This is a genomic window from Streptomyces sp. NPDC043726, from assembly GCF_056436565.1.
Genome location: NZ_JBWKCI010000010.1, coordinates 248,123 through 270,792 on the forward strand (window position 1 = coordinate 248,123; position 22,670 = coordinate 270,792).

The window sequence follows — 22,670 nt, forward strand, 5'->3', positions numbered from 1 at the left end:
ACCCACTGATTGGAAGGCACGACCATGGCGGGACCCGTCCTGGAAATGCGCTCGATCGTCAAGACCTTTCCCGGCGTCAAGGCGCTGTCGGACGTCACTCTGACCGTCCAGCAGGGCGAGGTCCACGCCATCTGCGGGGAGAACGGCGCCGGCAAGTCGACCCTGATGAAGGTCCTCTCCGGCGTCCACCCGCACGGCACGTACGAGGGCGAGATCCTCTTCGAGGGACAGCCTTGCGAGTTCAAGGACATCAGGGCCAGTGAGCATCACGGCATCGTGATCATCCACCAGGAACTGGCGCTGATCCCCTACCTCTCCATCGCGGAGAACATCTTCCTCGGCAACGAGCACGCCACGCGCGGGATCATCAGCTGGACCGAGACCCTGCGGCACGCCACCGAGCTGCTGCGCCGGGTCGGGCTCGGCGACCACCCCGACACACGCGTCGCTGACATCGGTGTCGGCAAGCAGCAGCTGGTCGAGATCGCGAAGGCGCTGTCGAAGAAGGTGAAGCTGCTCATCCTGGACGAGCCGACCGCGGCCCTGAACGACGAGGACAGCGGCAAGCTGCTCGATCTGATCCTGGAGCTGAAGAACCAGGGCATCACCTCGATCATCATCAGCCACAAGCTCAACGAGATCCGCAAGGTCGCCGACTCGGTGACGATCCTGCGCGACGGCCGGACCATCGAGACCCTCGACGTGAAGGCCGAGGAGACCACCGAGGACCGGATCATCAGCGGGATGGTCGGCCGGGACCTGGAGCACCGCTTCCCCGAGCGCACCCCGCACGAGGCGGAGGAGGGCGCCGCCCCGGCCCTGGAGATCCGCAACTGGACCGTGCACCACCCGATCGACCAGCAGCGCAAGGTCGTCGACGATGTGTCCCTGGCCGTGCGCCGCGGGGAGATCGTCGGGATCGCGGGGCTGATGGGCGCGGGCCGCACCGAGCTGGCGATGAGCGTCTTCGGACGGACCTACGGCCGCTACCACGGCGGCACGGTCCTGAAGGACGGCAAGGAGATCCGTACGAAGACCGTCCCCGAGGCGGTGAAGAACGGCATCGCGTACGTCACCGAGGACCGCAAGCACTACGGCCTGAACCTCATCGACACCATCAACCGCAACATCTCGCTCAGCGCGCTGGGCAAGGTCGCCAAGCGGGGCGTGGTCGACGAGCACGGGGAGCGGCAGGTCGCCGAGGGCTTCCGCAAGTCCATGAACATCAAGGCGCCCACGGTCTTCGAACCGGTGGGCAAGCTGTCCGGCGGCAACCAGCAGAAGGTCGTCCTCAGCAAGTGGATCTTCGCCGGTCCCGACGTGCTGATCCTGGACGAGCCGACGCGCGGGATCGACGTCGGCGCCAAGTACGAGATCTACACCGTCATCGACCAGTTGGCCGCCCAGGGCAAGGCGGTCGTCTTCATCTCCTCCGAGCTGCCGGAGCTGCTCGGCATGTGTGACCGCATCTACACGATGGCCGCGGGGCGGCTGACCGGCGAGTTCACGCGGGCCGAGGCCTCGCAGGAATCGCTGATGCGCCAGATGACCAAGGACAAAGAGGTATCCCGATGAGCACGGATGTGACCGCCAAGACGCCGGCCCCGGCGCCGCCCGGCAAGGGCGGTTCGGCCACCGGAGACGGCCTGCTCCAACTGGTGCTGGACGGCATGCGCCGCAACATGCGGCAGTACGGCATGCTGTTCGCGCTCGGCCTGATCGTGGTGCTGTTCGCCGTGTGGACCGACGGCGACCTGCTGCTGCCGCGCAACGTCTCCAACCTGGTGCTCCAGAACAGCTACATCCTGATCCTCGCGATCGGCATGATGCTGGTCATCATCGCGGGCCACATCGACCTGTCGGTGGGCTCACTGACGGCGTTCATCGGCTCGATGGCCGCCGTGTTCATGGTCAAGAACGATCTGCCCTGGCCGGTCGCCGTCCTCCTCTGTCTGGCCATGGGCGCGCTCGCGGGCGCGGTACAAGGGTTCTTCATCGCCTACGGCGGCATACCCTCGTTCATCGTCACCCTCGCGGGCATGCTGATCTTCCGCGGACTGACCGAGATCTTCCTGGAGGGCCAGACCCTCGGACCGTTCCCCGAGGGGCTGCAGAAGGTCTCCAACGGCTTCATGCCCGAGGTCGGCCCGGACACCAACTATCACAACCTCACCCTGCTGCTCGGTCTCGCGATGATCGCGTTCGTGATCTTCCAGGAGTTCCGCGACCGGCGCCGCCAGCAGGAGTTCGCGCTGGACGTCCCGCCGTTCAACCTCTTCCTGCTGAAGCTGGTCGCGATCGGCGCCGCCATCCTCACCCTCACGATGCTGCTCGCCAGCTACAAGGGCGCGCCGTACGTCCTGCTGGTGCTCGGGGTGCTGCTGGTCGGCTTCGGCTACGTCATGCGCAACGCGATCATCGGCCGCCACATCTACGCCATCGGCGGCAACCTCCCGGCGGCCAAGCTGTCGGGTGTGAAGGACAAGAAGGTCACCTTCCTGGTCTTCCTGAACATGGGCATGCTCGCGGCCCTGGCGGGTCTGGTCTTCGCCGCCCGCTTCAACGCGGCCTCGCCCAAGGCCGGCCTCAACTTCGAGCTGGAGGCCATCGCGGCCGCGTTCATCGGCGGCGCGTCGATGAGCGGCGGTGTCGGCACCGTGCTCGGCGCGATCATCGGCGGTCTGGTCCTGGGCGTGCTGAACAACGGTATGAACCTCGTCGGCATCGGCACCGACTGGCAGCAGGTCATCAAGGGACTTGTGCTGCTGGCGGCGGTCGGGTTCGACGTGTGGAACAAGCGCAAGGTCGGTTCGTAAGTCAGCTCGGGCCCCGCCGGAAGGCGGGGCCCGCTTCACATCGCAGGAGCCGCTGCATGGAACTGAACAGACGCACCCTCATCGCCGGGGCGGCAGCCGCCGGTGTCACCGCCGCCGTGAGCGGCACCGCACATGCCACGGGAGGGCACAGGCCGGTGAAGACGCTCTTCGGCAAGCTCGCCGACGGCACCAAGGTCCACAGCTGGTCGCTGGAGAACGGCGGCACCCGCCTGAAGGTCCTCTCCTACGGCGGCATCGTCCAGTCCCTGGAGATACCGGACCGGCGCGGGCGCTACACCAACGTCTCGGCGGGCTTCGACAACCTCGAGGACTACGTCGCCAAGAGCCCGTACTTCGGCGCGCTGATCGGCCGCTACGGCAACCGCATCGGCAAGGGGCAGTTCAGCCTCGACGGCAAGAGCTACCAGCTCTCCGTCAACGACGGCGCGAACAGCCTGCACGGCGGCACCCAGGGCTTCGACAAGCGCGTATGGGACGTGGAGCCGTTCACCAAGGGCTCCGACGTCGGCCTGTACCTGTACTACACCAGCGTCGACGGCGAGATGGGCTACCCCGGCACGCTGAAGACCAAGGTCACCTACACCCTGACCCGCTCCGGCGACTGGCGCGTCGACTACGAGGCCACCACCGACAAGGCCACCGTCGTCAACCTCACCAGCCACGTCTACTGGAACCTGGCCGGCGAGGGCAGCGGCACGATCGAGGACCACGAGCTGACGATCGCCGCCTCCCGCTACACGCCCACCGACTCGGGCCTGATCCCCACCGGTGAGCTGGCCAAGGTGGCCGGCACCCCCTTCGACTTCCGCAAGGCCAAGCCGATCGGCCGGGACATCCGGGTCTCGCACCCGCAGCTGGTCACCGCCAAGGGCTTCGACCACAACTGGGTGCTGGACAAGGGCAGCACCGCCCGCCCCGAGCACATAGCCACCCTGCGGGACCCCGCCTCCGGCCGCACCCTGAAGATCGCCACGAACGAGCCGGGCCTGCAGTTCTACTCCGGCAACTTCCTCGACGGCACCCTGACCGGCCCCTCCGGCCGGACCTACCGGCAGGGCGACGCCCTGTGCCTGGAGACGCAGCACTTCCCGGACTCGCCGAACCACCCGTCGTTCCCGTCGACGGTGCTGCGCCCCGGGCAGACGTACCGGACGACGACGGTGCACTCGTTCGGCGCGTGACCCTGCGTCACAGCGTGTTCACAACTTCCCAACAAATCCACAGAGGTTGAACAGCACCACACAGGCATCCGTATCCAAGGGTGGCCCGTGCTCCCCCGCACGGGCCACCCAGACACGGAGGTTGCCTTGGCTGAGAACGTCACCTCGCTGTTCCGCAGCACGGCGGCGCACAGCCCTTCGATGGCTTCGCTGACCCGTGAAGGCGGTGACGGGGTCGGGCCGATCGACTTCTGCATCCCGTGCAACCCGTACTTCCCCACGCCCGCCATGTTCGACGACATGGCGGGCCGGCTGCGCGACATCATCACGTACTACCCCAGCAGCGCGGACACCATCACGGCCGAGCTGTGCAACCTCCTGCAACTGCCGCCGCAGGCGGTGGCGATGGGCAACGGCTCGACCGAGCTGATCACCTGGATCGACCATCTGCTCGTCCGGGAGTCCCTCGCCATCCCCGTCCCCACCTTCGGCCGCTGGACCGACCAGCCCATGGAGACCGGCAAGCGGGTCGACATGTTCCCGCTCCAGGAGTCCAGCGGCTTCGCCCTCGACCTCGCGCAGTACGCCGAGTTCATCCGGGCCCGCGGCACCCGTGTCGCGGTCATCTGCAACCCCAACAACCCCGACGGCGGTTTCCTCCACCGGCACGCGATCACGCAGTTCATGGACGCGATGGCGGATCTGGACCTGGTCGTCATCGACGAGAGCTTCCTGGAGTTCGCCGACGCGGAGGCGGAGCCGTCCGTCGTGCAGGAGGCGATGCTGCGGCCCAACGTCATCGTGCTGCGCAGCCTCGGCAAGAACTTCGGGCTGCACGGCATACGGTTCGGCTATCTCGTCGCCAACCCCGCCCTGGCGGGGCGGGTCCGTTCCATGCTCCCCAAGTGGAACCTCAACGCCTTCGCCGAGCATGTCGTCTTCATGCTGAAGAACCACGGTCAGGAGTACGCGGAGAGCCTGCACCAGGTGCGCCGGGACCGGCTGGACATGGCGAGCCAGCTGGCGGCGCTGCCCGGCCTGACGGTGTACCCCTCGCAGGGCAACTTCCTGTTCGTACGACTCCCGGTGGGTGCCGAAGGCACGGTGGTCCGGGACCGGTTGCTGACCGAGCACCGGATCCTGGTCCGTGAGTGCGGCAACAAGATCGGCTCGTCCAGCCGCTTCCTGAGACTCGTGGTGCGCCCCCAGACGGACGTGCGTCGCCTGGTGTCCGGTCTGGAACAGGTGCTCTACGGGACCAGGAGGGGAGCGGCCGCCGTGCCCGAGCTGGCTACAGGGACCAGTTACAGCTCGGGTACGGCGGCCGTGGATCGGTTGGTCGGCTCCACGAACGGGGCGGGTATCCCTATGCCGCAGCCGATGCCTGCGGCGCCTGTGCCGGAGCCGATGCCTGTGCCTGCGGCGCCGATGCCTGTAGCGCCCATGCCCGCGGCGCCTATGCCGATGCCGATGCCTGCCGCTGCGGCTGTCGGGCCTACGCCGCCTGGTGTTCCGGCCCGTGGAGGGCTTACGGCGGCGCAGGTCCGTGGGACGACCGGGCCGGGGCTCGCGCCTGCCCCGGCTACCGGGTGGCCGAATGCTGGGGGGTGGCCCAACGCGGCCGGGATGGGGTGACCGTGGGGTGGGTGCGCTTGCCCGCGCTTGCGGGGTGCCGCTGCGCCCACCCGTGCCGCCCCAGCGGCACGACTGCCCGCAGCTACGTCGTCAGACAGGATTCAGACGCCACTGCTGGCAGTTGTTGTTCAGCCACGTCCACTGGCGTACGTCCGTGCCGTCCGCTGTTCCGCAGTCCGTCACGTCCGCCACCTTGCCCGTCGCCTGGTTCACCACCCGTACGTAGCCGTCCGTCGTGGCCACGAAGCGGAAGCGCTGGCAGGTGTTGTTGAGCCAGCTCCACTGGCGCAGGTCCGCGCCGTCGGCCGCGGAGCAGTCGGCCGTGTCCAGGACCTTGCCCGTCGCCACGTTCACCAGGCGATGGGTGTCGTCGCCCAGGTCCTCCAGGCGCCAGCGCTGGTTCGTGCCGCCGGTGCACGTCCACTGCTGGACGTTGGCCCCGTCCGCCGTCGAACCGCCCGCCACGTCAAGGCACTTGCCGCTGTTGCGGTTGGTCAGGGTGTACGTCGTCGACGCCGACGACGGTTCTCCCGACGGGCCCGCCAGGCTCGCGCCCAGGGCCACCGGAGTGCCGAGGTTCGGGGAGCCGTCGGAGTTCCAGGTGAACTTCTGCGCCCTGGTCGTACGGCCGTTGTCGCAGCCCTCCGACGCCGAGTCGTTGGCGTGGTAGACGATCCAGTTCTCCGTGCCGTCGGGCGAGGTGAAGAAGCCGTTGTGGCCGGGGCCGTAGACGCCGGCCGAGTCGTTGCGCTGGAAGACCGGCGTGGACTTCTTCGTCCAGGAAGACGCGGACAAGGGGTCGCTGCCCGTCAGTCTCAGCTGGCCCAGTTTGTAGTCCGGGGTCCAGCAGCCGCTCGCGGAGTAGATCAGATAGGTCTGGCCGCCCCGCTGGAGCAGTTCCGGCCCCTCGTTGACCGTGCCGCCCGAGCGCTCCCAGTCGTATGTCGGCGTCGAGATCGTGGAGAAGCCCGTGGCCAGGGTGTACGGGTTCGACATCCGCGCGGCGACCAGGTTCTGCGTGCCTCCGCCGGCGCTGCCGAACAGGTACAGCTGACCGTTGATCGTGCCGACGGTCGGGTCCAGCATCCAGGCCGAGTTCAGCTGGTTGCGGTAGGTGTACGGGCCCAGGGGGTCGGAGCCCGCGCTCTCCAGGACATGGGTGCGCTGGGTCGGGACGTAGTCGCTGACGTTCTGCCCGGCGACGTAGTACAGGTACCAGCGGCCGTTGAGATAGTGCAGCTCCGGCGCCCAGATGTTGCAGCAGCGCGAGGCCGCGTCGCCCTGCCAGACCTGCACGCTGGGCGCGGTGGCGAGGCCGGCGAGCGTGGTGGACTTGCGGATGGTGATCCGGTCCGTCCAGCTCGTCGTCACCAGGTAGTAGTTGCCGTTGTGGTACGAGATCCAGGGGTCGGCGCCCTTGACCGACTTCACGGGATTGCTGAACGAGGCCGCACTGGCCGGGGTCTGCCCCAGGGCGAGCACGAAGACCAGCGCGGCCAGCAGGGTCAGTACGCGACGGGCCATCCGCTGCTCCAGTTCAGGAGGTTGATGCCGAGCTTCGGAGTGCCGTTGTCCTGGCCGTCGTAGTAGTGGTAGACGATCAGGTCGCCGTCGACGTCGTTCATGATCGACTGCCCGCCGGGCCCGATGTAGCGGCCGTGGGACTCCAGCACCGGGGTCCCGCCGTTGTTCATCATGGCCACGCCGTTCTTGTCGTAGTACGGCCCGGTGACGCTCGTGGCCCGGCCGACCTTGACCTTGTACGTCGAACTGGTGCCGGCGCAGCAGGTGTCGTACGAGGCGAAGAGGTAGTAGTAGCCGTTCCGCTTCACGATGTACGGCGCCTCCACCGCCTTGGTGCCGGTCGGGCGGGAGGCCAGCGAGTACCGGGTGGTGTTGGTGGAGAGCTGTTTGCCGGTGGCCGGGTTGATCTGGATCATCTTGATCCCGGTCCACCAACTGCCGAACGACAGCCACCACTTGCCGTCGTCGTCGACGAAGAGATTCGGGTCGATGGCGTTGTAGTCGCTGGACGAGCCGGACGTGTAGACCGTGCCGTAGTCCGTCCAACTGCCCGGCAGACCGGTCGTGGAGCCCGCCAGTCCGATGGCCGAGGTGTTCGAGCCGAACTTCGAGACGGAGTAGTACATCAGGTACTTGCCACCGCGGTACGAGATGTCCGGCGCCCAGGCCTCCGGGACGGAGGAGTACGTCGACCACCAGCCGGGCCGGGTGGAGAAGGCGTCGGCGCCGGCGCTGAAGGCGATGCGGTTGGCGGAGGTCTTGTTGGCGAGGCCTCCGCCGGTGGCGTAGAGCAGGTACTGCCCGGACGAGGTGCGGATCATCGTGGGGTCGTGGACGACCGTGGAGCCCGTGACCGTGCCGGGGTTGGGGTAGGCCGAGACGCTGGACGGAACGAGGGCCAGCAGGACGGCGGCGGGAAGGGCGAGGAGAGCGGTTCTGGTGCGGCTCACGCGAACGCTCCTGTTCTGTATGTCGAACAACGATCGCAACTTCGGACGGGACCGTAGAATCGAACACCTTGCGCGTCAATGGTCCGCGCAGCAACTACCGGAAACCCGCGGGAGGAACCAGGAACGCTCCGGCCCCGGCGGACCGCCGTGGCCACCATGGCCTCCCATCTGCTCGGGCCGGCCGGGCCGCGAGGTGGTCGGCATGGTGGTCACCGAAAGGTGAAGCTCAACCGCGGGGCCCACTACAAGGTGCTCGCGGTCCTCCAGCGCGCGCCCGGCTTCACCGACGAGGAATTCCCGGACCCGGAGGTGGTGGCGGGGATCGTGGGCGGGGTGCGAGGCGGCGGGATCAAGCACACCGAGTACCACCCGTTCGCCAACCGGCCGGTGCGGGCGCTGCTCGCCGTGCTGATCCTGGTGACCGCCGCCCAGTCGATCCTCACCTTCACCCGCGACGACGCCGAGGCCATGCCGCTGGACTGCGCCGAGGGGACGCTGTACCTGTCCGGCTCGACGGCGTTCGCGCCGGTGCTCGAGGAGGCGGCGAAGCAGTACACCAAGGTCTGCACCGAGGCCCGGATCCCCGTCACGGCCGACACCTTCAAGGGCAGCGTCGCCGGCCTCGGCGACCGGCTGGCGTTCAGCGACGGCCCCAAGAGCGACGGCCGCCCGCAACTGCTCCCGCGCCCGGTGGCGCTGTCCCTGTTCACCCTGGTCGTCGACAAGGACGCGGGGGTACGGGACCTCTCCCTGCGGCAGGTCCGGGACATCTACGCCGGGACCATCACCAACTGGAGCGAGGTGAAGGGCAAGGACGTGCCGATCCACCTGGTCAGCCGTAACCTCGGCTCGGGCACGAGGACGACCCTGGAACGCCAGGTCCTCGCCGGCCGGACCCTCCCCGCGGTCACGTCGCCCGGCTGCGCGGGCATGCCGGCGGACCGGCCGGGCCGCTGCGAGGTGGGCGCGGCACAGGCACGCGACGACCTCGTGCGGGTACGGATCGACGGCTCGCCGGCGACCCTGGAGGGCGCCGACGAGGGCGCGTACCCGTACTGGCAGACCGAGTTCGACTACACCTACGGCGAGCCGCCGGCGGACTCGGTGGCCGCGGGCTTCCTGCGCCACCACGGCCACCGCCCCTGCGCGGAGCTGGACAGGCCGCTGTTGTGCCGGCCGAACTGACAGCCCTGATCCCGTCCGTCCCCTCGCGGGGCGGGCGGGATACGTGCTGTTCAGTGCCCGAACACGGCCAGCCACTTCGGTACGTCGACCTCCGCGCGGACGGTCTTGCCGGGCGGCTCCCGTTCCAGCACCTCCCAGCGGTCGGCGAGCGCCTGGACGAGGACGAGTCCACGGCCGTACTCGTCGAGCGGACACGGGGGTCGTACGTCCACCGGCGCGGGCGGACGCCGATCGGCGCAGGTGTCGCTGACCTCCACCCGGACGCTCCCGGTGACGAGCGACAGCCGCAACTCGAAGTCCCGGCCGGGCACGCGGCCGTGGGTCACGGCGTTGGCGGCCAGTTCGGCGACGATCGTCGCCACGGCGTCCGACACCTCGGTGCCGTGCGGGATGCCCCACACATGCAGCTGGCTCTGGGTGAGGTGACGGGCGAGGCGGGCGCCGCGCGGAGTGGCGGTGAGGCGCTGGGTGAACACACGTACGGTAACCGGCGGTCGGGGGGTGCGCGGTACGAGCATGCCCCCAATCTGGCGGCCGAACGGGGCTCTTCACCAGGTCGGCGGCGCGTACGCTGCGCGAGCGTACGCGGTGACGGGGTGGACAGTACGCATGACTGACCGTGACCATGCCGAGGGGAGGTGATCGGCAGTGGTCGATGGCGCGGTGGGTACGGGTGGCGAGCCGGAGACGTCGGACAGCCTGCGGACGTTCGGGGCGGTCGTGCAGGCGCTGCGGGAGCATGCCGGGTTGAGCCGGGAGGAGTTCGCGGAGGAGGTGGGGCTGTCGAAGCACATGGTGGCCTCGCTGGAGCTGGGCCGGAGGATGCCGGACCCGACGTTCGCGGACCGGGCGGAGCCGGCACTGGGGAACACGGGCGCCTTACGCAAGGCGGCACAGCACCTGGCTCGGCAGCCGGGGTTGGCGGCTTGGTTTCGGCGGTGGGCTCGGTTGGAGGCGACCGCGATCACGCTGTGCACCTATGAGTGCCGGTTGATCCCAGGGCTGTTGCAGACGGAGGCGTACGCTCGCCAACTGTTCGACGACCAGTTGCCGCCGCTGACCGACGAGCAGATCGAGGCACAGTGGGAAGCGCGGGCAGAGCGCCAGCGACTGCTGCGGGAGCGGCCGAACACCGAGTTCAGCTTCATCCTCGAAGAGCACCTGTTCCTGCGGCACACGGGCGGGGTCGGCGTCACGCGAGAACTCATCGATCACGTCCTGGAGATCAGCGCCCTACGGAACGTCGAGATCCAGATGATGCCGGTGATGCGGGAATCGCATGCCGGGCTGCACGGCCCCATGCAGCTCCTGGAGACAGCCGAGAACAGGTGGTTCGCTTACATCGAGGGTCCGGAATGCGGCCAGCTCATCCCGGACTCAAAGGTGGTGGGCGTCCTCCAGAGGCGGTATGCCAGGATGCGTGCGCAGGCTCTCTCACCCGAGGACTCCGTGAGCCTGTTGCGGCGGTTGCGAGGAGACCTATGAGCACCAGCGAGCCGGCATGGTTCAAGTCGAGCTATAGCAGCAGCGGTTCCGGCGACTGCGTAGAAGTCGCCGTCACCGCCGCTGCCATCCACATCCGCGACTCGAAGGACCGTCAGGGGCCGCGGCTCACCGTCTCCCCGGCCGCCTGGACCGCATTCCTCGCCGGCGGTCAGTCGGTCTCGGGGCACTCCTTCCACGCCAGGTGATAGACGGTGCTGATGTCACCGTCGGTCGAGTCCATGGTCATGAAGCTGACCTTGGCCGGCGAGGACGTGCCGGCGTTCACCCGCAGCTCGGTGTTGATGTTGAAGTTGCGCTGAACTCCACAGGGAGCCCACACGAGTTGCGCCCACTCCGTGCTGTCCGTGGCCTGCCAGTTGTCGGTGAGAGGGCCGGTGAAGGGGTGGTTGCGGTACGCCGTCTGCGGTGAGCCCTGGAAGTAGTACGAGGCTCTCTGCATGGCGCTCGCGCCGGGCTGGAGTGACGCGAAGCCCCGGTAGTCGGCGCTGGCGACGGCGTAGGTGAAGCCCTGCGGCACGTGCACGACCAGGTTGAGCTGACAGTTCTTGCGGAAGGCCGTCGGGTCGGAGTTGCCGCCGACCTGGGCCAGGTAGTCGCTGTAGGTCACGGTGAAGGCGGTGTTGTCCTCGGACACGGCGATGGCGGTGGTGCCCTGGGGGCAGCCGGAGCCGTTGACCGTGGCGACCTTGATGATGATCTTGTCCGGGGGCGGGTCGTCGAACGGGTCCGACGCCTCCGCCGGTAGTGCGGCGGCGACGAGAGCGGCGAGCGCGGCGCCGCTCAGCAGAAGTCCACGCGCCATGGCTTCTCCTTGGGTTGGGGGGTGGCTGCGCCTCCGACCCTTGGTTCACCTTTGAAGAACCTGTGGTGTTTCTGTGAAGGCAGGAGGCGTTCCGCATCGTAGGAAGCCTGACTTGACATGGGCAGGTCGAACTTTGGCCATTCACAGAGCGCTCAGCGGAACCAGCCGGAACTCGATGGTCTCGTAGGCCGTCCGGACTCCGGTCTCGTACAGGAGCCCCACGCTCTCGCCGTCGACCTGCACGAGGTCCGAGTACCCGGCCTTCCGCGAGGACAGGGTCAGCGCCTTGCCGAAGGACCGCCCGCCGTCCGAGCTGCTCCACAGGGCCATGGCGGCACGATCGGTGGGCACGGAGGGCCCGGAGAACAGCAGATCGCCTCTCTCCCCGGCCAGTTGCAGCACACTGCCCTCCACCAGGGGAACGTCGTTGAGCGAGCCCTGCTCGGCATACCCCCGGTCGAGGCCGGCGCCTCCGTCACTGGAGTAGGTGTCGAGCCGGTTGCCCGGGGCGGTGCCCTTCTGGTTCCGGGCGTTGAAGTACAGCCGTCCGTCGGGCAGTTGGGCGGCGGTCGACTCGTTGGCGTTGTGCGTGCCCTCGTAGGAGTCGTCGACGAAGCCGAGCTGCCAGGAGCGGCCCCCGTCGTCGCTGTAGATCGTGTGCGCCCCGTAATACTTGGGTTCCTGGCCGGTGTCCGACGACCCGGGTGGCGGCGCGGCGGAATGGTTGGCCGGGACGACGAGCCGCCCCGCGTGTTCCCCGCGCGTCAGCGCGACGGCGTGGCCCGGCCCGGTGGCGTACCAGCGCCAGTCCGGCCGCTTCACCGCCGACGTGATCTCCCGCGGCTCGGAGAAGGAGCGCCCGCCGTCCTCACTCGTCTGCACGAAGACCCGCCGCCCCTGCTCCGCCGCGGCCTCACCGCGCAGGATCTGAGCCTCGGTGATGCCACCGCGGTGGTACGAGGTGACGAGCACGACGTTCCCGGTCCGGGGATCGACGACCGGCGCGGGATTGCCCCGGGTGTCCCCGTCCCCCTCCGCGACGACCCGCAGCGGCCCCCAAGTGCACCCGCCGTCCTCCGACCTCCTGAGCACCACGTCGATGTCCCCGTGGTCCTCCTTCCCCCCGACCCGGCCCTCGGCGAAGGCCAGCAGAGCCCCGTCCCGGGCCCGCACGACGGCCGGTATGCGGTAACTCCCGTAACCCCCCGCCCCCGAGGTGTACGGCACGGAGGAGCCACATCCTCGCCCCGCCGCGTCATCGGCACTGTCGGCACGGTCTCCCCAGGGCAGCGCGAGGCCCACCACGACGGCGACGCCGACCACACCGGTCACGAGCCCACCCGCGCGAAGGCTCGGCAGGGAACGTCTCATTGCTCTCCAGTCAGAGGGGACAGCCGGTCCTGGAGTCACCGTATGCTTGTTCTGATCTCAAACTCTCTTGAGGGTCAGGGGAGTTGGCCCGACCCGGCAGGGGGCGAAGGAAGGGCGATGGACGTCCAGCTCAGGCTGCCCGACGATCCCGACGGTGGCGAACTCAAGCAGCTCTACGACTGGTTGCTCGCGGAGCGGCAGTCGGGGCTCGATGCCGAGATCAGTCTGCGGAACCGACTCCCGCCGAGCGATTCCGACATGGGCGACGCCTTCGACCTCATCCAGCTGGTCGTGGAGACGGTGTTCCAGGTGGCCTCCCTGGGCTTCATCATCGTGGAGTTCCGGCGGGCCCGGCGGCCCCGGTCGCATGTCGTCGTCGAGCGGGACGGGCGGCGCGCCACCCTGCGGCCCGACGCGAGCCCCGAGGAGGTCGAGGAGTTCCTGCGTGAGCTGCGGGACATGGACGGCCCGCCGGACGGCACGGCGTGACCGAGGCGCTGCCCGACCCCGGCGCCTCCGCCGCCGTACTGATCGGCGTCGCCGCCTACCGGAGCATGCCGAAACTGCCCACGGTGGCGCGCAACCTGACCCGGATGAAGGAGGCGCTCACCGACCGGGCGATCTGGGGACTGCCCGCCGACAAGTGCGTCGTCGTCCTCGACCCCAAGTCCTCCGACGACCTGATCGATCCCGTCGTCCAGGCCGCGAAGTCCGCCCGCGACACGCTGATCGTCTACTACGCCGGGCACGGCTTCGTCGATCCGCTCGGCGCCCTGCGGCTCACGATGACCGGCTCGGCGGAGGAACTCCCGCACAAGGCCGTGCTGTACAGCGAGGTCCGCGAGGCGCTGCGCCAGCACAACCGGGCCCGGCGCCGGGTCATCATCCTGGACTGCTGCTACAGCGGACGCGCCCTCGGCGACATGGACGCCCAGACCCGAACCCCGCTCCGCACGGTCGCGGACGTCCAGGGCATGGCGGGCAGCTATCTGCTGACCTCCGCCGCCTCCAACGTCCGGGCGCTGGCCCCGCGCGGTGAGGAGTGCACGGCGTTCACGGGTGAGTTCGTACGGGTCCTGCGCGAGGGGATACCGGGCCGCGAGGGGCAGCCGATCCGGCCGTACCTGACGCTGGACGCGATCTACCGCGAGGTCCGCGGCTCCCTCGACCACCGCGGCCGGCCCACCCCCCGCCAGCAGGACAACAACCAGGTCGGCCAGCTGCCCTTCGTCCGCAACCTCGCCCATCCGCTCCCGCCGGACCGGTTCCTGCCCCCTCCCCCGCGCCCGCGCTGGAAGCGCCGTACGGCCTTCGCCCTGGCCGCCGTCGTCCCCGTCGGCCTGCTCGCCGCCGACGCCGGAAACCTCCCCTCCGACATCTGCTCCCCCCAGGCCTCCCTGATCGGCTTCTCCGACCGCCTGGACAAGATCACGTTCCAGGGCCGGCGCGTCGTCGGCCTCTCCTCCCTCTCGGTGTCACAGGACGGCGGCACCGCCCTCTCCCTCGCCGACAACTCCTCACCCGTGCTGTTCCGAATGACGCTGGGCGACCCCGGCGAGCCCCCCGAGCCCCGGCTCACGGGCCTGACGCAGTTGCTGCGCCGGGACGGCAGCCCGTACGGCACGCAGGGCTTCGACGGAGAGGCGCTGGCCGTGGAGGAGGGCGGCGAGACCGTCCTGGTGGCCTCCGAGTACGCCCCCTCGATCGGCCGCTACAGCCTGACCACCGGAAAGCTGCTGGACGAACTCCCGGTCCCGCAGGCCTTCCGGGCCAGCGCACCGGGAGGCGACGCCCAGCGCGGCGCGATCTTCGAGTCCCTCGCCCTGTCCCCCGACGGCAGACGGCTCTACGTCGGTCTGGAGGACCCCCTCGGCCGCGACGGCACCTGGCGCGGCGGCAACCGCATCCGCATCCTGCGCTACACGGGCGAGCCGGGCGGCGCGTACCGGGTGGACGGCCAGATCGCCTACGAGACCGACTCCGGCCTGCGCCTCGCCGACCTCACCCCGACCGGCGACGGCGACCGCTTCCTGGCGCTGGAACGCGGCTACACCGAGGGCCAGGGCAACAGCATCCGCGTCTACGAGGTGTCACTGACCGGCCTGGCGGACGTCACCGAGATGCCGTCCCTGGAAAAGGCACCCCCCACCGCCTTCGCGGCGAAGCACGAACTGGTCGACCTCGGCGACTGCCCCTCCTCCGGCGCCCCGGCAAGACAGCCACAGGTCAACCCCCTCCTGGACAACGCCGAGGGCATGGCACTCGGCCACCCCCTGACGAAGGGCCCGCACCAGGGCCGCCGGCCCCTGCACCTGATCACGGACGACAACGACAACCCCCAACAGATCACCCGCCTCTACACACTGGCCGTGGACGTCTCCAAGGGCGTCTCCTGAGTCGTTCGCTCGGCGCGGTGGGCGCGGATCGACCAGGTCAGGGCGGTGGCCCAGGCTGCGTACAGGAGGACGTAGACGAGGGTCGAGACGACCGGCGGGGTCGCTAGCCAGTCGCTGTTCAGCAGTGTGCGGACGTTGGTGACGATGATGACGCCGCCGACCGCCGAGCCGAGGACCCGGGGCGGGAGCAGGCGGACCAGCCAGGCGGCGATCGGGGCGGCGATCAGGCCGCCGATGAGGAAGGCCGCCACCCATACGAAGTCGACGCCCTGCGAGCCGAGCGAGAGCAGGAAGCCGAGGCTGGCGGCGACGGCCACCAGGAACTCGCTCGTGTCGATCGAGCCGATCACCTTGCGCGGCTCCATCCGGCCGCTGGCCAGCAGCGCGGGCGTACCGACCGGACCCCAGCCGCCGCCCCCGGTCGCGTCGAGGAACCCGGCGACCAGCCCGAGCGGCGCCAGGAACCGCCTGCGCAGCGGTTGGCCCAGACGGTCCTTCGGCAGGCCCCGGAAGGTGAAGCGGGTCATCACGTACAGCCCGAGGCCCAGCAGGATCAGTGACATCAGCGGTTCGGCGAGCCCGGTCGAGAGCCTGGACAGGACCGTCGCGCCGAGGAAGGAGCCCACCGCCCCGGGCACGCCGATCTTCGCGACGACCTTCCAGTCCACGTTCCCGAACCGCCAGTGCGCGGCGCCCGACATCAGGGTCGTACCGATCTCGGCGAGATGGACGGTGGCCGAGGCGGCGGCCGGGTTCGTGCCCATGGCCAGCAGCAGCGTGGTCGAGGTGACGCCGTAGGCCATGCCGAGGCTGCCGTCCACGAGCTGGGCGCCCAGGCCCGCGAGAGCGAGCAGTATCAGCGTGCGCATGCAGTTCCCATCCCTGTCCCGTCGCTGGTTTTCCTACCTGCTGAGTAGGAATGACGACGGGACGGGACGCTAAGGGATCAAACTGAGCGCGAGCTGAGAACGGGGTTAAGGGTTCTCCCAGGCGGCCGGCTCCGCGGCCAGCGACTTCACCGACTCCGGCAGCGCGTCGGCCGCGATGTCGGCGATGGTGACGCCCTCCAGGATCCGCCGGACGTTGGCCCGCAGCGCGATCCACAGCGGCAGCAGCGGCTCGGCGGACCCGCCGTAGGAGAGGCCGGTCGGCCGGACCCCGCGCACGGAGACGATGGGGCCGTCGACCGCCCGGATGACATCGGCGACCGTGATCTCCGACGCCTCCCGGGCCAGCCGGTAGCCGCCGTTGCCGCCGCGCCGGCTGTCGACCAGACCGGCGCGGCGGAGGTCGCCGAGGATGCCCTCCAGGAACTTGTGCGGAATGTCCTGCACGGTGGCGATGGACTCCGCCTTCACCGGTCCGTCGTCCTGGCGTACGGCGAGCTCCAGTGCAGCCCGTACCGCGTAGTCCGCCCGTGCCGAGATCCTCATACGACCCATTGTCCCCGCTGTCGCGGGTGCCCGGCGTCAGCCCAGCCGGATCACGTTCCAGGACAGCGGTTCCAGTACGGCGGTCAGGCGGCCGTCCGTGAGCTCCGCGCCCTCGCCCGCGTGCGGGGTGACCCGCTCGGGCTCGCCGGCCGTGTTCCGGGCGTCCGGGTCGGCGTCGGCCAGCACGCTGTGCTCGACGACCCGCGTCAAGTCCAGCCCGTTCAGCGCGACTTCGAGCGGCAGCGCCTCGGTACGGCCGCGGTTCACCGCGAACACGGTCACCGTGCCGTCCTCGGCGCGCACCGCGGTGGCGTGCAGCAGATCGGCCTCGCCGTACTTCCGCGTCTCGTACGTCGGCGAGTCCACCCGTACGTCGAGGACCTGGCCCCGGCCGTACCGCGCGGCCTGGGCGAACGGGAAGAACGTCGTCTGCCGCCAGGCCGGGCCGCCGGGCTCGGTCATGATCGGCGCGATGACGTTGACCAGCTGCGCGAGACAGGCGACGGTGACGCGGTCGGCGTGCCGGAGCAGGGCGATCAGGAGCGAGCCGAAGACGACGGCGTCGGTGACGCTGTAGTTGTCCTCCAGCAGCCGGGGGGCCTCCGGCCAGTCGTCCTGCGCGAACGTCGTCGCCTGCTCCTGCCAGCGGGAGAGGTACCAGACGTTCCACTCGTCGAAGGAAAGGTTGATCTTCTTCTTCGACTTCAGCCGGGCGCCGATGTGGTCGCAGGTGGCGACCACGTTCTCGATGAAGGACTCCATGTCGACGGCGGAGGCGAGGAAGGAGTCGACGTCTCCGTCCACCGGCTCGTAGTAGGCGTGCAGGGAGATGTAGTCGACGAGGTCGTACGTCTCCTTCAGGACCGTCGCCTCCCACTCGGCGAAGGTCTCCATGGACTGGCCCGAGCTGCCGCACGCGACGAGTTCGACGGCCGGGTCCAGCTGGCGCATGGCCCGTGCGGTCTCGGCGGCGATACGGCCGTACTCCTCGGCCGTCTTGTGGCCGGTCTGCCAGGGGCCGTCCATCTCGTTGCCCAGGCACCAGAGCCGGATGCCGAAGGGGTCCTTGTCGCCGTGGTCGCGGCGCAGGTCGGAGAGGCGGGTGCCGGAGGGGTGGTTGGCGTACTCCTGGAGCTCCAGGGCCTCCTGGACACCGCGGGTGCCGAGGTTCACGGCCATCATGGGTTCGGCCTGGGGGCCGACCTTGCGGAGGAAGTCGATGTACTCGGAGAGGCCGAAGCGGTTCGACTCCGTCGAGTGCCAGGCGAGGTCGAGGCGGCGGGGGCGGTCCTCCCGCGGGCCCACCGAGTCCTCCCACTTGTAGCCCGAGACGAAGTTGCCGCCGGGGTAGCGGATGGCGGTGACGCCGAGTTCGCGGACGAGGTCGAGGACGTCCTGGCGGAGGCCTTCGGGGTCCGCGGTGGGGTGGTCGGGTTCGAAGATGCCGGTGTAGACGCAGCGGCCGAGGTGTTCGACGAAGCTGCCGAAGAGCCGGGGGTTGACCTCACCGACGGTGAAGGCGGGGTCGAGGGTGAAGCGGGCGGTGTGCATGGTCGCCTTTCGAAGGGGGTGGTTCTGGGTCGTTGGCGTCTGCAGGTTCGTTGTGGCTGGTCGCGCAGTTCCCCGCGCCCCTAACGGACGATTGGCCAGCCGTTCGTTTTCCAGCTCAGCCTGTTGATGCCGAGCTTCGGCGTGCCCTCGCCCTCGGCGTCGTAGTAGTGGTACGCCAGCCAGTCCTTGCCCTTGTCCTGGAAGACCGACTGGCCGCCGGTGCCGATGAAGCGGCCGTGGCCCTCCAGGAGGAGGTCGCCGCCGCCTTCCAGGAGGGGCTTGCCGGTGCTGTCGACGTAGGGGCCCTTGATGTCCGTCGAGCGGCCCACCTTGATCTTGTAGGTGGAGTTCACGCCGGAGCAGCAGGCGTCGTAGGAGGCGAAGAGGTAGTAGTGGCGGCCGTGTTTGACGATGTACGGGCCTTCCACGGCGTACGGCACGTCCGGGCGGGTGGCCAGGTGGTGGACCGTGGCTCCCGGTACCGCCTTGCCGGTGCGCTCGTCGAGCTCCACCATGCGGATGCCCGTCCAGTACGAGCCGAACGACATCCACAGCTTGCCGTCCGCCCTGATCAGGGCGGGGTCGATGGCGTTCCAGTGGTCGGTGGTCTCGGAGCTGAAGACCTTGCCGTGGTCGGTCCAGGTGCCGGGGAGGCCGGAGGGCGAGGTCGCCACGCCGATCGCGGAGTGGTTCGTGCCCCAGGAGGAGACGGCGTAGTACAGCCAGTACCTGCCCGCCCGGTAGGAGATGTCCGGGGCCCACGGGTCGCCGGTGCTGTTGTACTCGTACCACCAACTCGGCGGCTCGGCGTAGGCGTTGCCCGCGTCGTCCCACTGGCGTCCGTCGCGGGAGAGGCGGGCGCCGATGACGCCTCCGGTCGAGTAGGCCACGTACTGGCCGGACTTGAGGCGGATGACGGTCGGGTCGTGGATGATCTGCTGGCCGGTGATGGGGCGCGGGTCGGGGTAGGCCTCGGCCGCCTGGGCCGCGTTCGGCAGGAGGGCCATGACGGCGGCCGTGGCCACCGCCGTGAGGGTTCTGCTCAGGGTCACTGTCCCGCCAATCCCGTGTGGGCGACGCCCGCCACGATCTGCCGCTGGAAGAAGACGAAGACGACGATGAGGGGCAGGCCCGCCATCAGGCCGCCGGCCATGAGCTGGGCCCACTGGATGCCGTAGGAGTTCATGACGGTCGCGATGCCGTTCGGCATGGTCATCAGGTCGGGGTTGTTGGTGACCATGTAGGGCCACAGGAAGTTGTTCCAGCTCGCGATGAAGGTGAAGATGCCGACCGCCGCGAGGGAGGGGCGGGCGAGCGGGACCACGATGGTGAAGAAGACCCGCCAGCGGCCCGCGCCGTCGATGAAGGCGGCCTCCTCCAGTTCGCGGGGGATGCCCTGGAAGAACTTGTAGAGGATGTAGACCATCGCGGCGGGCGCGCACTGGGGCAGGATCATGCCCCAGTAGGTGTCGACCATCCCCATCTGCTGGACCGTCGTGAAGAGCGGGACGCCGAGGACGGCCGGGGAGATCATCAGGCCCGCCATGGTGACGCCGAGCAGGACGTTCTTGCCGCGGAACTCGGTGCGGGCGAAGCCGTATCCGGCGAGGGCGCTGACCACCAGCACGACGGCGGTGACGCAGACCGACACCACCAGGGAGTTCACGAACCAGTTGGTGATGTTGCCGGTCTCGAAGAGGGCCTTCCAGGCCTGGCCCGTCCAGACCTCGGGCAGCCAGTGCGGCGGGATCTCGGCGGCCTCGGCCTCGGCCTTGAACGAGGTGAACAGGGCCGCGGCGATCGGCGCCACGAAGACGGCGGAGACGGCGGCGCCGAGGGCGGTGAGGACGATCTGGCTGGGTGTCCAGGAACGGCGGGACTTGAGCCTGGTCTGGATGCTGCTCATCGGGTGCCCTCCTCACGGGTGCGCAGCAGCCACATCCGCGCCAGGGCGACGACTGCGATGATCACGAAGAAGATGATGGACATCGCGGAGGCGTAGCCCACGCGGTAGCTGGTGAAGCCCTGTTCGAGGGTGTACTGGACGAAGGAGCGGGTGCTCAGCTCGGGTCCGGGGCCGAAGTCCATCATCACGACCGCCTGGTCGAAGAGCTGGAGCGAGGCCAGGATCTGCAGGGCGATGACGAGCCCGGTGATGTGGCGCAGCAGCGGCAGGGTGATGTGGACCATGCGGTGCCAGGCGTTGGCGCCGTCGAGCTTGGCGGCCTCGTACAGGTGCGCCGGGATGCCCTGGAGGGCCGCGAGGTAGAGCAGGAAGCTGAAGCCGACGGTCCACCACAGGGTCTGGATGACGATGGCGAGCATCGCGTACGACTTGTCCGTCAGCCAGGGCGTGTCGATGCCCAGGGTGTGGTTGAACAGGCCGATGCCCTGGGTGAACAGCCACTGCCACATGTTGGCCGCGACGGTCGAGGGCAGCAGGAAGGGCGCGAAGAAGCACAGCCGCCACAGCCACTTACCGCGCTCGATGTGGTGCGCGAGCATCGCGAGCAGGAAGGCGAGGACCGTGATGCAGGGGACGACCAGCAGGGTGAAGTACGCGCTGTGGCCGAGCGCGTCCCACATCATCTGGTCCTGGAAGGCCTCGCGGTAGTTGTCGAAGCCGATGAAGCTCGCGCCGTCGCCGGAGATGTTGGCGTCGGTGAAGCTGAGGTAGACACCGCGCAGCAGCGGCCAGACGACGAAGAGCACGAAGAGCGCCAGGAAGGGGGCGACGAACCAGCCCCCGTGCTGGAAGCCCTGCCTGCGGCGGACGGTCGCGACGGCGGTGGCGGTGCGCGCCCTCGCCGGTGCGACGACGGTCTGAGCACTGGTGGTCATGCGACCGCACCTCCCTGCGCGGCGGTCCTGCCGTCCATCGGGTTCTTCGAGGCGAGGAGCGCGGTGAGCCGGGACCTCATCCGCGCGGCGACGGCGTCCGGCTTGGCGGAGCCCATCGTCGAGGAGACGACGACCGGGCCGAGGTCCTGGGCGAGGACACCGGTGGAGCCCGCGAACCACACCTTCGGCTCGGTGGCCTGGTGGTCCATGGCGCCGACGTACTCGTTCTGCGGTACGAGCTTCTGGTACTCGGGCGTGGACAGCGTCGGGGTGTAGGCGGGGATGTGGCCGCCGCCGGCCCAGGCCTGGGCGTTCCGCACGATGTAGGCGGCGAGCCGGTGGGCGCCGTCGTTGGAGGCGCCGCCGCGTCCGGACTGGTGGGGCAGGACGAAGGCGTGCGACTCGGCGTGGGTCGCCTCCTTGCCGAAGACGGGCGGCAACGGGGTGGCGCCGTAGTCGAGTTTCGCGCCGGAGAAGACCGGCACCGACCAGTTGCCCTCCCAGGTGAAGGGGGCGCCGTTGATGAACTGCTCGCCGGTCGGGGCGCCGGGGATGGTGTAGCCGTCGGTGACGTGCTGCCGCAGGAACTCCAGGACCTGGGTGGCCTTGTCGGGGTCGAAGGTGACCTCGGTGTTGGCGTCGTTGAACCAGGTGCCGCCGAGCTGGGTGTAGAAGGCGACGAAGAACCACCACTGGAAGTTCTGGTCGTTGGTCCACAGCCCGACGGTCTGGAGGCCCTTCTTGGTGGCCTTCTTGGCCTCCTTGAGCACGTCGAACCACTCGGTGGTGGAGGTGACGGGCACGAGCCGGCCGTCGTCGCCGATCAGCCCGGCCGGCTTCAGTACGTCCCTGCGGTAGAAGCAGAGCTGGACGTGGATGTCGAGGGGCAGGGCGTAGAGCTTGCCGTCGATGACGCCGCGCTGCCACAGGGCGGGGTTGAAGTCGGCTTCCTTGATGCCGTACTCGGCGAGCCGGTCGACGTTCCAGGGGTCCAGGAGGCGGCCGGGTGAGAAGCCGGTGACCCGGCCCATGTGCATGACGCCGAGGTCGGGGGCGCGGTTGCCCGCGGCCGCCATGGCGAGCTTGGTGTAGAAGGGGTTGCCCCACTGGAGGGTGGAGTCCTTCACGTCGATGGCGGGGTTCGCCTCGCGGAAGGCGTCCAGCATCGCGATCATGTTGTAGCCGTCGCCGCCACTGAAGAGGTTCCAGTAGCGCACCCGGGTGTCGGCGCCGGAGGCGAGTGCGTCCGCCCCGGTGCCGAGCGCCGCGAAGCCGAAGCTTCCGGCGACCGTCAACCCGCCTATTCCGGCGAGGAGTTGCCTGCGACTCAGGCCAGGTCGTCCCATGCCCTGCCCTTACTGTTCGATATCCCGAATGTTGCCCGTAACTTCGAACGGGACCGTAAAGTCGAAGCGCTTGCGCGTCAATGGGTTGCGCAGGGTTGGGTCTTCACCTTTGAGGCCGAGTCGTTCCCCTTTG

At 69.2% G+C, this 22,670-nt stretch carries 21 protein-coding genes; 9 read left to right on the forward strand and 12 right to left on the reverse strand.

The window, feature by feature from the left end:
- Positions 1 to 24 precede the first annotated feature (24 nt).
- The 4 genes from mmsA to AC068Z_RS28695 all read left to right on the forward strand — a co-directional run bounded on the left by mmsA (position 25) and on the right by AC068Z_RS28695 (position 5,632).
- Positions 25 to 1,575 carry a multiple monosaccharide ABC transporter ATP-binding protein gene (mmsA, locus tag AC068Z_RS28680; RefSeq protein ID WP_478561662.1) on the forward strand — a complete coding sequence of 517 codons (1,551 nt, stop codon included), beginning with the start codon at positions 25 to 27 and terminating at the stop codon, positions 1,573 to 1,575.
- Positions 1,572 to 2,816, forward strand: a complete 1,245-nt coding sequence (mmsB, locus tag AC068Z_RS28685) for a multiple monosaccharide ABC transporter permease (RefSeq protein ID WP_478561665.1) — start codon at positions 1,572 to 1,574, stop codon at positions 2,814 to 2,816. Before mmsA ends, mmsB begins: the two co-directional genes overlap by 4 nt.
- A 56-nt stretch (positions 2,817 to 2,872) precedes the next feature.
- Positions 2,873 to 4,018, forward strand: a complete 1,146-nt coding sequence (locus AC068Z_RS28690) for an aldose epimerase family protein (RefSeq protein WP_478561668.1) — start codon at positions 2,873 to 2,875, stop codon at positions 4,016 to 4,018.
- 126 nt (positions 4,019 to 4,144) lie between these two features.
- On the forward strand, positions 4,145 to 5,632 hold the full coding sequence (locus AC068Z_RS28695; protein ID WP_478561671.1) for a pyridoxal phosphate-dependent aminotransferase: 1,488 nt from the start codon (positions 4,145 to 4,147) through the stop codon (positions 5,630 to 5,632).
- A gap of 90 nt (positions 5,633 to 5,722) precedes the next feature.
- Here the strand turns inward: AC068Z_RS28695 and AC068Z_RS28700 are convergent, their stop codons facing one another.
- Positions 5,723 to 7,156, reverse strand: coding sequence for a family 43 glycosylhydrolase (locus AC068Z_RS28700; RefSeq protein ID WP_478561674.1), 1,434 nt, complete (start codon positions 7,154 to 7,156; stop codon positions 5,723 to 5,725).
- Positions 7,138 to 8,106 (reverse strand): arabinan endo-1,5-alpha-L-arabinosidase, encoded by a 969-nt coding sequence (locus AC068Z_RS28705; protein ID WP_478561677.1) that lies wholly within the window; start codon positions 8,104 to 8,106, stop codon positions 7,138 to 7,140. Before AC068Z_RS28705 ends, AC068Z_RS28700 begins: the two co-directional genes overlap by 19 nt.
- Positions 8,107 to 8,325: 219 nt before the next feature.
- On the opposite strand from AC068Z_RS28705, the gene AC068Z_RS28710 reads away from it, so the two are divergent.
- Complete coding sequence (locus AC068Z_RS28710; protein ID WP_478561680.1) at positions 8,326 to 9,291, forward strand: substrate-binding domain-containing protein; 966 nt, start codon at positions 8,326 to 8,328, stop codon at positions 9,289 to 9,291.
- A gap of 50 nt (positions 9,292 to 9,341) precedes the next feature.
- On the opposite strand, the gene AC068Z_RS28715 is transcribed toward AC068Z_RS28710, so the two are convergent.
- The gene (locus AC068Z_RS28715) at positions 9,342 to 9,809 is read right to left on the reverse strand and encodes an ATP-binding protein (RefSeq protein ID WP_478561683.1); all 468 of its coding nucleotides are present in this window, start codon (positions 9,807 to 9,809) and stop codon (positions 9,342 to 9,344) included.
- A 130-nt stretch (positions 9,810 to 9,939) separates the two neighbouring features.
- On the opposite strand from AC068Z_RS28715, the gene AC068Z_RS28720 reads away from it, so the two are divergent.
- Together AC068Z_RS28720 and AC068Z_RS28725 are read left to right on the forward strand one after the other, a co-directional pair.
- Positions 9,940 to 10,776: a helix-turn-helix domain-containing protein gene (locus tag AC068Z_RS28720; RefSeq protein WP_478561686.1), complete on the forward strand. Its 837-nt coding sequence runs from the start codon at positions 9,940 to 9,942 to the stop codon at positions 10,774 to 10,776.
- The gene (locus tag AC068Z_RS28725) at positions 10,773 to 10,982 is read left to right on the forward strand and encodes a DUF397 domain-containing protein (protein ID WP_478561689.1); all 210 of its coding nucleotides are present in this window, start codon (positions 10,773 to 10,775) and stop codon (positions 10,980 to 10,982) included. Before AC068Z_RS28720 ends, AC068Z_RS28725 begins: the two co-directional genes overlap by 4 nt.
- Here AC068Z_RS28725 and AC068Z_RS28730 read toward each other — a convergent pair.
- Positions 10,946 to 11,599 carry a DUF4360 domain-containing protein gene (locus AC068Z_RS28730; RefSeq protein WP_478561692.1) on the reverse strand — a complete coding sequence of 218 codons (654 nt, stop codon included), beginning with the start codon at positions 11,597 to 11,599 and terminating at the stop codon, positions 10,946 to 10,948. The genes AC068Z_RS28725 and AC068Z_RS28730 overlap by 37 nt on opposite strands.
- 141 nt (positions 11,600 to 11,740) lie before the next feature.
- Complete coding sequence (locus AC068Z_RS28735) at positions 11,741 to 12,931, reverse strand: sialidase family protein (protein WP_478561695.1); 1,191 nt, start codon at positions 12,929 to 12,931, stop codon at positions 11,741 to 11,743.
- A 156-nt stretch (positions 12,932 to 13,087) separates the two neighbouring features.
- Here AC068Z_RS28735 and AC068Z_RS28740 point away from each other — a divergent pair, with 156 nt between their 5' ends.
- Together AC068Z_RS28740 and AC068Z_RS28745 are read left to right on the forward strand one after the other, a co-directional pair.
- Positions 13,088 to 13,459 (forward strand): effector-associated constant component EACC1, encoded by a 372-nt coding sequence (locus tag AC068Z_RS28740; protein ID WP_478561698.1) that lies wholly within the window; start codon positions 13,088 to 13,090, stop codon positions 13,457 to 13,459.
- Positions 13,456 to 15,366 carry a caspase, EACC1-associated type gene (locus AC068Z_RS28745; RefSeq protein WP_478561700.1) on the forward strand — a complete coding sequence of 637 codons (1,911 nt, stop codon included), beginning with the start codon at positions 13,456 to 13,458 and terminating at the stop codon, positions 15,364 to 15,366. Before AC068Z_RS28740 ends, AC068Z_RS28745 begins: the two co-directional genes overlap by 4 nt.
- Here AC068Z_RS28745 and AC068Z_RS28750 read toward each other — a convergent pair.
- From AC068Z_RS28750 to AC068Z_RS28780, 7 genes are all read right to left on the reverse strand, one after another.
- Complete coding sequence (locus AC068Z_RS28750) at positions 15,327 to 16,235, reverse strand: sulfite exporter TauE/SafE family protein (RefSeq protein WP_478561703.1); 909 nt, start codon at positions 16,233 to 16,235, stop codon at positions 15,327 to 15,329. The genes AC068Z_RS28745 and AC068Z_RS28750 overlap by 40 nt on opposite strands.
- A 105-nt stretch (positions 16,236 to 16,340) precedes the next feature.
- Positions 16,341 to 16,799 (reverse strand): RrF2 family transcriptional regulator, encoded by a 459-nt coding sequence (locus AC068Z_RS28755; RefSeq protein ID WP_478561706.1) that lies wholly within the window; start codon positions 16,797 to 16,799, stop codon positions 16,341 to 16,343.
- Between the two features lie 36 nt (positions 16,800 to 16,835).
- Positions 16,836 to 18,350, reverse strand: coding sequence for an arabinosylfuranosidase ArfA (arfA, locus tag AC068Z_RS28760; protein ID WP_478561708.1), 1,515 nt, complete (start codon positions 18,348 to 18,350; stop codon positions 16,836 to 16,838).
- An 80-nt stretch (positions 18,351 to 18,430) separates the two neighbouring features.
- Complete coding sequence (locus tag AC068Z_RS28765) at positions 18,431 to 19,357, reverse strand: arabinan endo-1,5-alpha-L-arabinosidase (protein ID WP_478562084.1); 927 nt, start codon at positions 19,355 to 19,357, stop codon at positions 18,431 to 18,433.
- Between the two features lie 41 nt (positions 19,358 to 19,398).
- Positions 19,399 to 20,256 carry a carbohydrate ABC transporter permease gene (locus tag AC068Z_RS28770; RefSeq protein ID WP_478561711.1) on the reverse strand — a complete coding sequence of 286 codons (858 nt, stop codon included), beginning with the start codon at positions 20,254 to 20,256 and terminating at the stop codon, positions 19,399 to 19,401.
- A complete protein-coding gene (locus AC068Z_RS28775; protein ID WP_478561713.1) occupies positions 20,253 to 21,191 on the reverse strand; it encodes a carbohydrate ABC transporter permease in 939 nt (312 codons plus the stop codon). The genes AC068Z_RS28770 and AC068Z_RS28775 overlap by 4 nt, the downstream gene beginning before the upstream one ends.
- Complete coding sequence (locus tag AC068Z_RS28780) at positions 21,188 to 22,537, reverse strand: extracellular solute-binding protein (protein WP_478561716.1); 1,350 nt, start codon at positions 22,535 to 22,537, stop codon at positions 21,188 to 21,190. Before AC068Z_RS28780 ends, AC068Z_RS28775 begins: the two co-directional genes overlap by 4 nt.
- Positions 22,538 to 22,670: the final 133 nt, after the last annotated feature.

Coding starts and splice junctions, on each gene's coding strand:
- AC068Z_RS28780 (WP_478561716.1), bottom strand. CDS start 22,537: ATGGGACGACCTGGCCTGAGTCGCAGGCAACTCCTCGCCGGAATAGGC.
- AC068Z_RS28770 (WP_478561711.1), bottom strand. CDS start 20,256: ATGAGCAGCATCCAGACCAGGCTCAAGTCCCGCCGTTCCTGGACACCC.
- AC068Z_RS28755 (WP_478561706.1), bottom strand. CDS start 16,799: ATGAGGATCTCGGCACGGGCGGACTACGCGGTACGGGCTGCACTGGAG.
- AC068Z_RS28730 (WP_478561692.1), bottom strand. CDS start 11,599: ATGGCGCGTGGACTTCTGCTGAGCGGCGCCGCGCTCGCCGCTCTCGTC.
- AC068Z_RS28765 (WP_478562084.1), bottom strand. CDS start 19,357: ATGGCCCTCCTGCCGAACGCGGCCCAGGCGGCCGAGGCCTACCCCGAC.
- AC068Z_RS28700 (WP_478561674.1), bottom strand. CDS start 7,156: ATGGCCCGTCGCGTACTGACCCTGCTGGCCGCGCTGGTCTTCGTGCTC.
- AC068Z_RS28750 (WP_478561703.1), bottom strand. CDS start 16,235: ATGCGCACGCTGATACTGCTCGCTCTCGCGGGCCTGGGCGCCCAGCTC.
- AC068Z_RS28690 (WP_478561668.1), top strand. CDS start 2,873: ATGGAACTGAACAGACGCACCCTCATCGCCGGGGCGGCAGCCGCCGGT.
- mmsB (WP_478561665.1), top strand. CDS start 1,572: ATGAGCACGGATGTGACCGCCAAGACGCCGGCCCCGGCGCCGCCCGGC.
- arfA (WP_478561708.1), bottom strand. CDS start 18,350: ATGCACACCGCCCGCTTCACCCTCGACCCCGCCTTCACCGTCGGTGAG.
- mmsA (WP_478561662.1), top strand. CDS start 25: ATGGCGGGACCCGTCCTGGAAATGCGCTCGATCGTCAAGACCTTTCCC.
- AC068Z_RS28725 (WP_478561689.1), top strand. CDS start 10,773: ATGAGCACCAGCGAGCCGGCATGGTTCAAGTCGAGCTATAGCAGCAGC.
- AC068Z_RS28715 (WP_478561683.1), bottom strand. CDS start 9,809: ATGCTCGTACCGCGCACCCCCCGACCGCCGGTTACCGTACGTGTGTTC.
- AC068Z_RS28775 (WP_478561713.1), bottom strand. CDS start 21,191: ATGACCACCAGTGCTCAGACCGTCGTCGCACCGGCGAGGGCGCGCACC.
- AC068Z_RS28740 (WP_478561698.1), top strand. CDS start 13,088: ATGGACGTCCAGCTCAGGCTGCCCGACGATCCCGACGGTGGCGAACTC.